The organism is Massilia sp. Masssp94, assembly GCF_059491305.1.
In genome coordinates this window covers 6394821-6408423 of record NZ_CP168501.1, presented here as the reverse complement: position 1 = coordinate 6408423, position 13603 = coordinate 6394821, and the positions used below count along the sequence as shown (strand labels likewise).

The following is a 13603-nucleotide window of genomic DNA, read 5'->3' as shown; positions in this document are numbered from 1 at the left end:
AAAAGATGCCGGCATGGCCAGTCTCAGCCGGTGGTGGCCACCTGGCGATGCAGGTTCGCATACTTCACGCCGAAGAACAGGATGAAGCCATAGCAGGCCGCCGGCACGAAGAACGACGGCTGCACGCCGATGCGGTCGGCCAGCCAGCCTTGCAGGAACGGGACGATGGCGCCGCCCACGATCGCCATGCACAGGATGCCGGAGCCCTGGCCCGTGTGGCGTCCCAGGCCGTGCAGCGCCATGCTGAAGATCGTCGGGAACATGATCGAATTGCACAACCCCACGGCGAGGATCGCCCACATCGCGGCCTGGCCCCGGCCGAAGATCGCGGCCAGCACGAGCGCGATGGCCAGCAGCGCGTTGAACGCGAGCGCCTTGCCGGGGCTGACGACGCGCATCACGGCAAAGCCGATGAAGCGCCCGATCAGCGCCCCGCCCCAGTACACGCTGACGTAGCTCGCCGCCTGCGCCGCCGGCATCCCCGCCACCTGCTGCTCGCCGAGGAAGTTGACGAGGAAGCTGCCGATGCTGACTTCACCGCCCACGTACAGGAAGATGGCGACGGCGCCCAGCACGAGGTGGCGATGATGCAGCGCGGAGCCGACGGCACCCGCCGCGGGCACCTCGGCATCCGCATGGTCGATGCGCGGCAGCCGGGCCAGCGCGAACAGGCCGGCGAGGAGCGCGAGCGCCGCGGCGAGCGCGAGATACGGTCCCTGCACGGCCGCCGCCTGGTCGGCCGCGACGGTGCTTGCGCCGGCGAGGATCAGCATGCCGCCCAGCGCCGGGCCCACCGTCGTGCCCAGCGAGTTGAACGCCTGCGTGAGCGTCAGCCGGCTCGATGCCGTCGCGGCCGGGCCGAGCACCGTCACGTACGGGTTCGCGGCCACCTGCAGGATCGTGATGCCGGCCGCCAGCACGAAGAACGCGAACAGGAACAGGCCGTAGCCGCCCTGCGCGGCCGGATAGAACAGCGCGCAGCCCCCGGCCGCGATCAACAGGCCCGTGACGGCGCCTTTCTGGTAGCCGATGCGGCGGATCAGCGCGCCGGCCGGCAGCGACACGATGAAATAGGCGCCGAAGAAGCAGAACTGAACGAGCATCGCCTGCAGGTAGTTCAGCGTGTAGATCGCCTTCAGGTGCGGGATCAGCACGTCGTTCAGCGACGTGAGCAGGCCCCACATGAAGAACAGGATCGTCACGATGACGAGCGGGCCGGTGTTGGTCGCGCCCGCGGACGATGCCGCGCTCACGGGCACGGACGGGTTGGGGGAAGCTGCCATGGAATCTCCTTTGTTATGGTTATGGTGTTGCGGCGTCGAGCAGCGCGCCAGGTAAGCCTGCAGCCGGCCCTTGCCCTCGAAGCGGGCGCACCGTGATGTCGGGCGCGGCCAGCCGGCGCAAGCCACTCATTGCAGGTCCTCGCATTTGACGGTGCCGGTGCCCGCGGTGACGTCGACGTTGCCGAAGGCGGCCGTGAAAGCGCCGTCGCTGGCGACGCGGAACGGCGTGTCGACTCTCGCCAGGTCCACGCCGCGCGCGCGGAAGCAGGCCAGCGGGATCGCGACCTCCTGCCGTCCCTTGCCGGCCAGGCCCGTGAACAGCCTGGTCGCATCCAGCGGCGTGCCGCAGGCGGTGCCGCCGCAGGCCATTGCGATCGTCACCTTGCCGGCTGGCGCTTGCCGCACGATCGTGTCGAAGCGCAGCACGCCCTTGTCCGCCAGCGCGGCGGGCAGCGCGAGCGGCTTGCCGCCGTGCGCTTCGAACGCCGCCGGCGCCGTCCATGAGACGAGCTTCGCATCCTGCTGCGTCTTGATCTGGGCGATGGCGACCGAGATGCCCGGCAGGCTGGTGCCCGCATTGAGGTCGGCGCCCAACGGCTGCACGGCCGTGCCGCTGGCGATCCGCAGCGGGAAGCTCGCGCGGTCCGCCTGGCCGTATACGGGGTACGTGTCGGACGCGCTGCAGCCGCCGGCCGGATACGTCGCATCCAGCGTGCCGATGTGCGAACGCTCGCGCCGTTTCAGGCCGTAGCCGTACGCGAACAGCGGCGCATAGCCGGCGTCGCCCACGTTCAGCGGCGTCTGGCACACGGATTTCGGCCACGAGAACGACAGCTTGCCGCGGAATTCATGGGGCTTCGCGCCCTTGCCCGCGACGAGCAGGTCCGAGACGCCCTTGCCTTCCGTGCCCGGCAGCCAGGCGGCGATGAACGTGTCCGACAGGTTCAGCAAGTCGTTCACCCACAGCGGGCGGCCGGACAGGAACACGGTCACCACGGGCTTGCCCTTGCCGTGTACCTTCTGCAGCACGGCGAGGTCTTCCGGATAGCGGCTCGAATGGCGCAGCGTGCCCGAGGGGACGATGTCGCCGTCGCCTTCCGCATACGGCGCCTCGCCGATCACGGCGACGACGGCGTCGAACCTGGCCGGATCCACGCCGGCGGCGTCCGCGCTGTACGTGACGTTGCTGCCCGCCGCCTTCAGCCCCGCGAGGATCGTCTCGGCCTTCGGGAAATCGGCATTCGTGTTCGCCGTGCCCTGCCACGTCAGCGCCCAGCCGCCGGTCTGGTTGGCCATGCTGTCGGCCGCCTTGCCGACGACGAGGATGCGTTTGTTCGTGGCCAGCGGCAGTGCCGGTCCTTCGTTCTTCAGCAGCACGAGCGATTCGCGCACGGCGCGGCGGCCCAGGTCCTTCGCGAGCAGCGCGTCGTCCTTGCCGGCCCAGGTGGATTGCGACGGGCGCTTGCCGAACACGCCGGCGCGCAGCTTCACGCGCACGATGCGGCCGACGGCGTCGTCGATGCGCGCCATCGGGATGCGGCCCGCCTCGACGTCCCTGATCGTATTGGAAATAAAAGCCTTCCAGTCGTTCGGCACCATGACCATGTCGATGCCCGCGTTGATGGCCTGGGCGCAGCTGTCGTTGCGGCAGCCCGGCACTTCGCCGTGGCCGTTCCAGTCCGTGACGACGAAGCCGTCGAAGCCCATCCTGTCTTTCAGGATATCGGTGAGCATATAGTGGCTGCCGTGCACCTTGCCGTAGTCCTTGCCGGCCGCGACGTCGTTCCACGAATTGAACGAGGCCATGACGGTCTGCGCGCCCGCCTCGATGCCGGCGTAATAGCCCTGCGCGTGGATGTTCATCATGTCGCGCTCGCTGACTTTCGCGACGCCCATGTTGATGCCGAACTCCGTGCCGCCGTCGGCCATGTAGTGCTTGATGCTGGCGATGACGTTCGCGTCGTCCCTCAGCGCGCCCTGCAGGCCCGCCACGTATGGACCGGACAGGCGTCGCACCAGTTGCGGGTCTTCCGAAAAGCTTTCGTACGTCCGGCCCCAGCGGTCGTCGCGCACGACGGCGACGGTCGGGCCGAACACCCATGCGATGCCCGTCGCGCGCACGGCCTTGCCGGTCGCGGCGCCGATGGCTTGCACCAGTTCGGGGTCGCGCGCGGCGCCGAGGCCGATATTGTGAGGGAACATGGTGGCGCCGTAGACGTTGTTGTGGCCATGGACGGCGTCCGTGCCCCAGATCATCGGGACCTTGACCGCCATGTCCGTCGCCATCGAGGCGTCGTAGAACGCGTCGGCCAGCTTCAGCCACTCGCCAGCGCTGGCGTGCTTGTCGTTGTGCGGCCAGCTGCCGCCGCCGTTCAGCACGGAGCCGAGATCGTACGTGCGCACGTCGTCCGGCGTCACGGCCTTCAGTTCGGCCTGCGTCATCTGGCCGATCTTTTGCGCGAGCGTCATGTGGCCGACGATCTCGCGCACGCGCGCCTCGAGGGCGGCGTCGGGCGCGATCGCGCTCTTCAGGTGCGGCCAGGCCGTGATCTGCGGCGCGGCCGTTGCACAGAACGCGGCGGCGGCCAGCGCGGACGCGACGGCGAGCCGGATGTGGCTGGGGCGATGGGTGGTCATGCGGGGTCTCCAGGGGTCATTCGTTATCGTGGGCGGCCGATTGGAAACGATTCCAATCGACCCAGCAGATATTGACGGCAAACGCCCGCGCTGTCAATCATCCGCTCGCGTTCACGCCCCGTGCAGGAACCGGCGATACCATTTCGCGCTGTCCTTCAGCCGGCGTTCCTGCGTCGCGTAATCCACGTGCACGAGGCCGAAACGGCGCAGATAGCCTTCCGCCCACTCGAAATTGTCCAGCAGGCTCCACGCGAAATAGCCTTTCACGGGGACGCCATCGGCCACGGCCTGGCGCAGCGCGGCCAGGTGGCGCATCAGGTAGCGCCGGCGTTCGACGTCGCGCACGGCGCCGTCGCCCGCCACCACGTCGTCGTAGCACGAGCCGTTTTCCGTCACGTACAGCGGGCCGGGACGGTAGTCGCGGTCGACCCGGGCCAGCAGTTCGGACAGTCCCTGCGGCGCCACGGGCCAGCCCATCGCCGTGATCTCCCCTTGCGCCGGCAGGATGCGGGCGCCGAGCGGGCCGTGGTCCGGATCGTGCGCCACCGTCTCCGGGAAGTAGTAGTTCACGCCGAGGAAGTCGGTCGGCACGGCGATGTCGTCCAGGTCGCCCGGGAACACGACGGGCGCCGCCTTGCCCACTTGCGCGAGCGTCGCTTCCGGGTAGCCGCGGCCGTACAGCGGGTCGAGGAACCAGCGGTAACGCAGGCCGTCGTGGCGCTCCATCGCGGCGACGTCTTCCGGTGCGGCGCTCGCGGGCCGCAGCGGGTGCAGGCTGAGCGAGATGCCGACCTGCGCGCCCGGCACGTTCGCGCGGATCGCGGGCACCGCCCTGCCGTGCGACAGCAGCACGTGGTGCGCGACCTGCAGCGCCGTGCCGAGGTCCGTCAGGCCCGGCGCATGCCAGCCCTCGTAATTGCCGATGATGGCCGTGCACCACGGCTCGTTGTGCGTGATCCAGTGGCCCACGCGGTCGCCGAGGCGGCGCGTCACTGCGTCGGCCATGTCGACGAACGCGTCGACCGTGTCGCGCGACGCCCAGCCGCCGCGGTCCTGCAGCCATTGCGGCAGGTCCCAGTGGTACAGCGTGGCCCACGGCTGCAGGCCGCGCTCCAGCATGCCGTCGACGAGGCGGTCGTAGAAATCGAGGCCCTTCGCATTCGGCTTTTCACTCACCCCGTCGCAGATGCGCGGCCAGGCGATCGAGAAGCGGTACGCGTTCAGGCCGAGGTCGCGGCCGATGTCGAGGTCGACCGGCCAGCGGTGGTAATGGTCGCACGCGACCTCGCCCGAGGAACCGTCGCGGATCTTGCCCGGCGTCGCGGCGAAGCGGTCCCAGATCGATTCGACCCGGCCGTCGACGCTGCCGGCGCCCTCGATCTGGTACGACGACGTGGCGCAGCCCCACAGGAAATCGGAGCCGAAGTCGGCGCGCTGCGGCGCCTGCGGTTCGGGGCCGTCGGCGCCCGGGAAGAAATCGTAGGTGGTCATCGTAGTCTTTGTCGTTATGATTGGAAAGCTTTCCAGCGGCGCCGCGAAAAAAGGCGCGCATGCGGCGGCGCGCCGGATCAGGAAGTCGGGTCAGGCCGCCTTTCGCTTCGCGCCCGGGGCCTTGGCCAGCGAGGCGCGCAACGTCACGCTGACGGGGAATTCGCGCGTGACGGGACGGCGCATGTCGTAGCACAGGTTCAGCAAAGCGTTGATGCCGTTCTGCGTCATCTCGCGCCACGGCATGTGCACGGACGTGAGGCGCGGCGCCGAGAAGGCGGCGCTCGGCGTGTCGTCGTACCCCAGCACGGACAGGTCGTGCGGCACGCGGATGCCCGCCTCCTGGAAGTACGACAGCGCGCCCACGGCCATCTCGTCGTTCGCGCAGAACAGCGCCGTGCACGGGTAGCCGGAATCGAGCAGCTGCTTGGCCGCGGCCCAGCCGCCGGCCGGCGAAAAGTCGCTCTCCAGGCGCCAGATCTTCGCGGGGTCGATGCCATTGTCGCGCAGCTCGCTCATGAAGCCGTCGATGCGGGCGCGGTTGTCCTCGAGCTGGCGCGGGCCTTCGACGACGGCGATCTTGCGGTGCTTGTGGTCCAGCAGCGCGCGCGCCGCGAGGCGGCCGCCCAGCGCGTGGTCGACGGTGAAGCACTGGCCGGGCATGGAATCGAAGCTGTGGTTCAGCGCAACGAGCTGGCCGGACTTCGCGCCCAGCGCGGCCAGGTCTTCTTCCAGCAGCGCACTGGTCATCACGACGAGGCCGTCGCAGCCCCGTTCGACGAGGAATTCGACGCCCTCGATGGCCTGGCGGCGCTCGTCGCCGAGCCCGACGCCGAACGCGAGCACCATGTGCACGCCGGCCGCGCGCAGTTCCGTGTCGATGATCTGCAGGATCGGCGTGTAGAACGTCCCGCTCAGCACGGGGATGTACACGCCGACCATGCGGCTCGTGCCGGACAGCAGCGCGCGCGCCGCGTGCGAGGGCCGGAAACCCAGCTCGTCGATTGCCTTCTTCACGCGTGCCAGCGTCGCGGGCGACACGGAGCCCTTCCCGCTCACCACGCGCGACGCGGTGCCCAGGCCCACGCCGGCCAGCTTCGCTACGTCCTTGATAGTTGCCACAAACTCTTCCTCAATGCTGTCATTCGTCCGAAGGATACTGCATTTGCCGTGCTCAGAGGCGATTCCCGCTCGCGGGGTCGAACAGCGACACCCGCGCCGGATCGATCGAAAAGCCCACGCGCTCGCCCGGCGCATAGCTGCGCGCGTCATGCACGAGCGACGCCAGCGTCGCCTTCCCGCGGCGCAGCCACACGACCTGGTGGTTGCCCATCGGTTCCACCAGCGTCACTTCGCCGACGCAGTCGCCGTCCGGCCGGATCGCCACGTGCTCGGGGCGGATGCCCAGCACCGCGGATCGTGCGGCGGGACGCGCCGCGTCTTCCTGCAGATAGCGCATGCCGTCCGCCTCGAAACGTCCCTGCGCATCCAGCGTGCCTTCCACGAAGGCCATCGCCGGCGCGCCGAGGAAGCCCGCGACGAAGCGGTTCGCGGGGCGCTCGTACACGTCCAGCGGCGTACCGATCTGCTGGATCTCTCCGCCCTGCATGACGACGATGCGGGTCGCGAGCGTCATCGCCTCCACCTGGTCGTGCGTCACGTAGATCATCGTCGAGCCGAGCGTCTGGTGCAGCAGTTTCAGTTCGCGCCGCAGTTCCGCGCGCAGCTTCGCGTCCAGGTTCGACAGCGGCTCGTCGAACAGGAACACCTGCGCCTCGCGCACGAGCGCGCGCCCGATCGCGACGCGTTGCCGCTGCCCGCCCGACAGCTGCGCGGGCTTGCGGCGCAGCAGCGCGTCGAGCTGCAGCATCGCGGCGGCGCGGTCCACGCGGCGGCGGATCTCGGCCTTCGGCGTGCCCGCGATGCGCAGGCCGAACGACATATTGTCCTCGACGGTCATCGTCGGGTACAGCGCATACGACTGGAACACCATGCCGATGCCGCGTTCGCTCGGATCGGCGTCCGTCATGTCGCGCCCGCCGATCTCGATGGCGCCGGAATCGCTGTCGACGAGGCCCGCGATACTGTGCAGCAGCGTCGACTTGCCGCAGCCGGAGGGTCCCAGCAGCACGAGGAATTCGCCGGGTTCCACGCACAGGTCGAGGTCGCGGATGATGGGCTTGCCGCCCAGGACAATGTTCAGTTTGCGCAGCGAGACGTTCGCCATTCCCTATCCTTTCACGGCGCCGGCGGCGATGCCGCGCACGAACCAGCGGCCGGAGAAAAAGTACAGCGCGAGCGGCACGAGCGCCGTGAGGATCGTCGCCGCCATGTTCACGTTGTACTGCCGCACGCCTGTCGTCGTGTTGATCACGTTGTTCAGCTGGACCATCATCGGCATGTTGTCGCGCCCCGCGAACACCAGGCCGAGGATGTAGTCGTTCCACACGCCCGTCACCTGCATGATCGCCGCGACGACGGCGACCGGCAGCGACATCGGCAGCATCACCTGCAGGAAGATGCGCCAGAACCCGCCGCCATCGATGCGTGCGGCCTGGAACAGCTCATGCGGCACGTTGCAGTAGTAATTCCGGAACAACAAGGTCATCACGGGCATGCCGAAAACCAGGTGCACGAGCACGATCGCCGGCAGCGAACCGAAGATGCCTGCCAATGCCATCACGCGCACGAGCGGGTAGATCATCACCTGCACGGGCACGAACGCGCCCGCCATCAGGATGCCGAACAGGAGGTTCGCGCCGCGCGGCCGCCAGAACGACAGCGCGTAGCCGTTCACGGCGCCCAGCAAAATCGGCAGGATTGTCGACGGCACGGTGATGGCGACGGAATTCCAGAACCCGGTGCGCACGCCGTCGCACGCGGCGCCCGTGCACACGCCGCTCCACGCGAGGCGCCACGGCTCCAGCGTGAGCGCGTGCGGCAGCGCGAAGATGCCGCCCTGGCGGATCTCGTCCATCGACTTCAGCGACGTCACGATCATCACGTACAGCGGCAGCAGGAAGAACAGCGCGGCGCCCAGCAGGAACACGTACAGGCCGATGCGGGCCGGTGTCCAGCGGCGGCGCGCGCGCCGGACCGCCTGCCGTGGCGCGGCGACGGGTGTCGTGGCCGGCAGCGGCGGGACGATCGATTCCATTTTCATGCGGCCTCCTTGCGGCTGCGGGCATAGGCATAGGGCGCGAGCAGCGCGAGCACCGGCACGAGCAGCACGATCGCGCCGGCCGACGCGAGGCCCACGTTCGAGCGCAGGAACAGGTGGTCCATGATGAATTTCGCAGGCACTTCGCTGGCGATGCCGGGGCCGCCCTGCGTCATCGCGACCACGGCATCGTACAGCTTCGCCACCGCGGTCGCCAGCAACAGCAGGACGGTCGCGATGGTGGGCCACAGCATCGGCAGGATGATCTGGGCGTAGACGCGCCACGCGGGGATGCCGTCCAGGCGTGCCGCCTTCCAGATTTCCGGGTCGACGCCGCGCAGGCCCGCCAGCATCAGCGCCATCACGAGGCCGGACATCTGCCACACGGTGGCGATGACGACGGTATGGATGGCGAAGTCCTGCGACACGATCCAGTCGAAGCGGAGGTCGTGGAACCCGAGCGCGCGCAGGCTGCCGTCGATGCCGTCGATGCCGTCGCCCGGCGTCAGCAGCCATTGCCACACGAGGCCCGTCGCCACGAACGACATGGCGTACGGGTACAGGAAGATCGTGCGGAACACGCCCTCGCCCCTCATTTTCCACATCGCGTTCTGGTCGATGACTACCGCGAGCAAAAAGCCGATGACCAAGCAGGCCAGCACGAACAGCACGCCGTACACGGCCAGGTTGTGCAGGGAGAGCATCCAGCGCTCGTTGTCGAACAGCCGGTGGTATTGGGCGAGGCCGATGAAGTGCCCGGACGGGAACGTGCGCGAGCCGGTCAGCGAGATATAAAACGTCCACAGGCCGGCGCCGAGATAGCCGAGTGCGGCCACGAGGGCCATCGGCAGCAGCGCGGTGTACGGCGTGACGCGCGTGAGTCGTAAGGTCGCCATGTCAGTAGCGCAGCGCCGACGCGATGCTGTTCTGGGCCCGTTCGACGGGCATGTTGGTATTCCAGTAGGCGGTCAGCACATCTTGCAGCGCACCATTCTGGTCCGGCGTCAGGTACACCTCGGCGACGCCGACGGGCCGCTTCGGATCGCGCAGGATCGCCATGCCCTTGCGCGCGCACGCGTCGAACTGGCTGTCGTCCGCATCCAGGCGCACGGGCACCGAGCCTTTCAGCTTGTTGAACGCGAGCTGCACGTCCGGCCTGTCGACCACGCTCGCGAGCAGTTTCTGCGCGCGCAGCGCGCCGGCGTCGTCCGTTTTCGGGAACACGAACACGTCGCCCTGGATCAGGTAGGGGCTGTCCGCGCCCAGGCCCGGCAGGCAGCCGAACTGGCGGCCCGGCGCCTGGCCGGCGGCGATGAATTCTCCCTTGGCCCAGTCGCCCATGATCTGCATGCCCGCCTTGCCGCCGATGACGAGCGCCGTCGCGTCGTTCCAGTTGCGGCCCGGCGACGCCGGATCGACGTAGCCCTGCAGGCGCTTGTACGCGACGAGCACCTTGCGGAATTCGGCGGAACGGATCGCCGCCTGGTCACGGTCCCGGATGACCTTCAGATACAGGTCGCGCCCGCCCATGTTCGACAGGACCATCGAGAACAGCAGGATGTCCTGCCACGCCTGGCCGCCATGCGCGAGCGGGATCACGCCCGCGGCCTTCAGCTTGTCGAGCGCGGCGAACAGCTCGTCCATCGTCGCGGGCTCGCGCGCGATGCCGGCCTTTGCGAATGCGGCCCTGGAGTACCAGATCCACGTCTGCATGTGGATGTTCATCGGCACGGCGTACCAGTGGCCGCGCACCTTGATCACGTCGATGATGGGCGCGGGCAGCACCTGGTCCCAGCGGTCGCGCCGGGCGAGGTCGTCGACGGGATTCAGCAGGTCTTCCTCGATGATGTCGAGGAACTGCTTCGACGTGTTGAACTGGGCGGCGGTCGGCGGATTGCCGCCGATGATGCGGTTGATGGTGACCGCGCGCGACTGGTCGCCGCCCGCGATCGCGGTGTCGACCCACGTGCCGCCGGCGTCGCGGTAGGCCTGTTCGACCTGCTTCACGGCGGCCGATTCGCCGCCGGACGTCCACCAGTGGATCACCTCGGCCCGTGGACCGGCATGCGCCGCAACCGTAGTCGCGCACAGCCAGGCGCACAACAACGCCCTGCGGGTTCCGTACATGCTGTCTCCGTTATGGCATCCTGGCGGGGCCGGCGCCTTTTTTATACGTATTCGGCATGCCATGGAAACGTTCCCATGGGCATGGTCCGACTATAACATCCCCAAAAAATCAGTGTCAAACAAAACAACGCGCTAGCCTGCCGCCTGCGCGCACACGGCCCGGACGTGGCTCCGCAGCCACGCGTGGACGGGGTCCGCATGCTGGCGCTGGTGCCAGCACTGTTCCACGTCCACGGCCGGCAGCGCGAACGGCAGCGCAAACGTCTGCAACGGCATCGTCGCCATCGCCCATTGCACGAACGGCGCCGGCATCACGGCGACGAAGTCGGACGCCAGCGCCATCGCCAGCGCGGCCTGGAAGCCCGGCGCGACGAGGGCGACGGTGCGGCGCAGGCCGCGCTCGGCCAGGGCCGCGTCGACGGCCGCGCACGAGCGCCGGCCGGGCGATGTGGCGATGTGCTGCCACGCGACGAATGCCTCCGCCGTGATTCCGGCGCGGCGGCGCCCGGCGCACAAGGGGTGGCCGCGCCGGACGACGCCCACGAACGACGCCATGAACAGCCGCTCCGTGAGGATGCCCGGCTCCGGCCCCTTCACGACGAGGATGTCGAGGTCGACCTCGCCGCTGCGCAGCGCGTCCGGATCCCGGCTCGCACGCGGCAGGAACTGCAGCGCGGTGCCCGGCGCCTCGGCGCGCATCGCGGCCGCCAGCCGTGCGGCCCACGCGCCGGCGAACCCGTCGTTGGCGCGGATCGTGAACGTCCGTTCCAGGGTCGCAAAATCGACGCGCGGCGGCTGCAGCACGCCGCGCACCTGGTCGATGGCGTGCGCGACCGCCTCGCGCAGCGCCAGCGCACGCGACGTCGGCACGAGGCCGCGCCCGGCCGGCACGAACAGCGGGTCGCCGAACGCGTCGCGCAGGCGCGCGAGGCGGCGGCTCATCGCCGGCGCGCTCACGTGCAGGCGTTGTGCCGCGCCCGCCACGCTGCCCGCCTGCAGCAGGGCGTCGAGGTCGACGAGGAGATTGAGGTCGAGCGTCTGAAGAGTCATCGCGAATGCTGCATACGGTGCACGGGTTGCCTGCAAGGATATCACTTTACGCACGGCCCGCGGTCCGCCGATGATGGCGGCATGAACACACTCTTTCCCCTGCTGGCCGTGTGCATCTGGACCGGCAACACGCTCGTCACCAAATCCGCGGCCACCGCCATCGCACCGGCCGCCATCGCCTTCTATCGCTGGGTGCTCGCCGGCGCGATCCTCACGCCGTTCGTCGCGCGCGCGGTGTGGCGCAAACGCGCCGTCGTGGCGCGGCACTGGCCGAAACTCGCGCTGCTGGGCGCCCTCGGCATGGCGACGTACCAGGGCCTGGCGTACGAGGCGGCGCGGACGACGACCGCGATCAACATGGGCGTGATCGTCGCCACGATGCCGCTGATGTCCGCGCTGCTGGCCGCGCTGGCCGTCCGCGAGCTTCCGACGCGGGCAACCATCGGCGGCGCCCTGCTGTCGCTGGCCGGCGTGATCGTCCTCGCGGCGCAGGGCGCGCCGGGCCGGCTGCTCCACGGCGGACTGCATCCCGGCGACGCATTGATGGTCGTCGCCGTCGCGTCGAACGCCGTGTATGGCGTCCTGCTCAAGCGCTGGGCGCTGCCGCTGTCGACGTGGGAACAGCTCTATGTGCAGATCGGCTTCGGCGTGCTCTGCCTCGCGCCGTTCTGGTGGTGTGCGCCCGCTGCGCCGGTCACGGCCGCCAAACTGCCGCTGGTCCTGTACGCCGGCACCGCCGCGTCGATCGGGGCGCCGTTCTGCTGGATGAACGGCATCAAGCGGATCGGGCCCGCACGCGCCGCCGTCTTCATGAATCTGCTGCCGCTGCTGGTCGCGCTGGGCGCGTGGGGACTGCTGGGCGAACGGCTGCACGGCTACCACGCGGCTGGCGGCGCGCTCGTGCTGGCGGGGCTGCTGTGGAGCCAGCGCCGCCCACGCCTTCACTAAGACGCCCGCACCAAGGCTTCCCTCAGCATGTCGAACAGCGTGCGCGCCGCCGGCGCCATCGCGTGGTTGCGCTTGGCGATCAGGCCCAGCGTCCGGTGGATCGCCGGATTCACGAGCGGCACGCCGACGATCGTGTCCGGCCGCCCCGGCAGCACGGACAGGCCGGGCACCGCGGCCACGCCCATCCCCGCCTCGACGAGGGCCAGCACGCCGGACACGTGGTTCACTTCGCACAGGATCACCGGGTGCTTTTCGACGCCGGCCAGCGCCGCGTCGATGACGGTACGGTTGCCGCTCGATTTCGCGACCGAGATGTAGCGCTCGTCGACCGTCTCCTTCCAGCCGAGTTCCTTGCGGCCCGCGAGCGGATGGTCGCGGCGCATCGCCAGCACGTAGCTCTCCACGTAGATCGGCTCGAACTCGATCTCCGGATTTTCCGCGCCGGTGAAGTTGATACCGAAATCCGCCTCTCCCGCCAGCACGAGGTTCAGCACGTCCTGCGCGCTCTCGTCGTGCACGCGCACGCGGATGCGAGGAAAGCGTTCGCTGAAGCGCGTCAGCACGTCCGGCAAAAAATGCCACACGGCGGACGGCACGCACGCGAGCGTGACGGAACCGGTGCGGTGGGCCGCCAGGTCGGCGACGCCGAGCACCGCGTCTTCCAGGCCGTCCAGCGCCGTGCGCACGTTGACGAGAAAGGTCTGGCCGACGTTCGTCAGGTGCACGCGGCGCGTGGTCCGTTCGAACAGCTTCACACCGAGGCTGTCCTCGAGCTTGTCGATGCGCCGGCTCAGCGCCGACTGGGACAGGAACAGGTCGGCCGCCGCCTGCCGGAAGCTGGCCCGTTCGGCGACGGCCACGAATGCCTGCAAGTCGTGAAGATCGTAATTGATGCGCATGACGCAAGAAT

11 protein-coding genes are annotated in these 13603 nt (G+C 69.1%); 1 reads left to right on the top strand and 10 read right to left on the bottom strand.

Features of this window, described 5'->3' with window-relative positions; translation table 11 throughout:
* Positions 1-23: 23 nt before the first annotated feature.
* The 9 genes from ACEN9G_RS28155 to ACEN9G_RS28115 form a co-directional block, all read right to left on the bottom strand.
* Complete coding sequence (locus ACEN9G_RS28155) at positions 24-1283, bottom strand: sugar MFS transporter (protein WP_483127344.1); 1260 nt, start codon at positions 1281-1283, stop codon at positions 24-26.
* A gap of 126 nt (positions 1284-1409) precedes the next feature.
* Positions 1410-3920 carry a glycoside hydrolase family 3 protein gene (locus ACEN9G_RS28150; RefSeq protein ID WP_483127343.1) on the bottom strand — a complete coding sequence of 837 codons (2511 nt, stop codon included), beginning with the start codon at positions 3918-3920 and terminating at the stop codon, positions 1410-1412.
* Positions 3921-4031: 111 nt separating this feature from the next.
* The gene (locus tag ACEN9G_RS28145; RefSeq protein ID WP_483127342.1) at positions 4032-5411 is read right to left on the bottom strand and encodes a GH1 family beta-glucosidase; all 1380 of its coding nucleotides are present in this window, start codon (positions 5409-5411) and stop codon (positions 4032-4034) included.
* Positions 5412-5501: 90 nt separating this feature from the next.
* The gene (locus tag ACEN9G_RS28140; RefSeq protein WP_413343646.1) at positions 5502-6530 is read right to left on the bottom strand and encodes a LacI family DNA-binding transcriptional regulator; all 1029 of its coding nucleotides are present in this window, start codon (positions 6528-6530) and stop codon (positions 5502-5504) included.
* Between the two features lie 52 nt (positions 6531-6582).
* On the bottom strand, positions 6583-7635 hold the full coding sequence (locus tag ACEN9G_RS28135) for an ABC transporter ATP-binding protein (protein WP_483127341.1): 1053 nt from the start codon (positions 7633-7635) through the stop codon (positions 6583-6585).
* A gap of 3 nt (positions 7636-7638) precedes the next feature.
* Complete coding sequence (locus ACEN9G_RS28130; protein WP_483127754.1) at positions 7639-8565, bottom strand: carbohydrate ABC transporter permease; 927 nt, start codon at positions 8563-8565, stop codon at positions 7639-7641.
* Between the two features lie 2 nt (positions 8566-8567).
* Positions 8568-9464 carry a carbohydrate ABC transporter permease gene (locus ACEN9G_RS28125; RefSeq protein ID WP_483127340.1) on the bottom strand — a complete coding sequence of 299 codons (897 nt, stop codon included), beginning with the start codon at positions 9462-9464 and terminating at the stop codon, positions 8568-8570.
* 1 nt (position 9465) lies between these two features.
* Positions 9466-10695 (bottom strand): ABC transporter substrate-binding protein, encoded by a 1230-nt coding sequence (locus tag ACEN9G_RS28120; RefSeq protein ID WP_413345466.1) that lies wholly within the window; start codon positions 10693-10695, stop codon positions 9466-9468.
* Between the two features lie 132 nt (positions 10696-10827).
* Positions 10828-11745: a LysR family transcriptional regulator gene (locus ACEN9G_RS28115; protein ID WP_483127339.1), complete on the bottom strand. Its 918-nt coding sequence runs from the start codon at positions 11743-11745 to the stop codon at positions 10828-10830.
* Between the two features lie 81 nt (positions 11746-11826).
* Here ACEN9G_RS28115 and ACEN9G_RS28110 point away from each other — a divergent pair, with 81 nt between their 5' ends.
* On the top strand, positions 11827-12693 hold the full coding sequence (locus ACEN9G_RS28110; RefSeq protein WP_483127338.1) for a DMT family transporter: 867 nt from the start codon (positions 11827-11829) through the stop codon (positions 12691-12693).
* On the opposite strand, the gene ACEN9G_RS28105 is transcribed toward ACEN9G_RS28110, so the two are convergent.
* Positions 12690-13592, bottom strand: a complete 903-nt coding sequence (locus ACEN9G_RS28105; protein ID WP_413345537.1) for a LysR family transcriptional regulator — start codon at positions 13590-13592, stop codon at positions 12690-12692. The two genes, ACEN9G_RS28110 and ACEN9G_RS28105, sit on opposite strands and share 4 nt — an antisense overlap.
* Positions 13593-13603 lie beyond the last annotated feature (11 nt).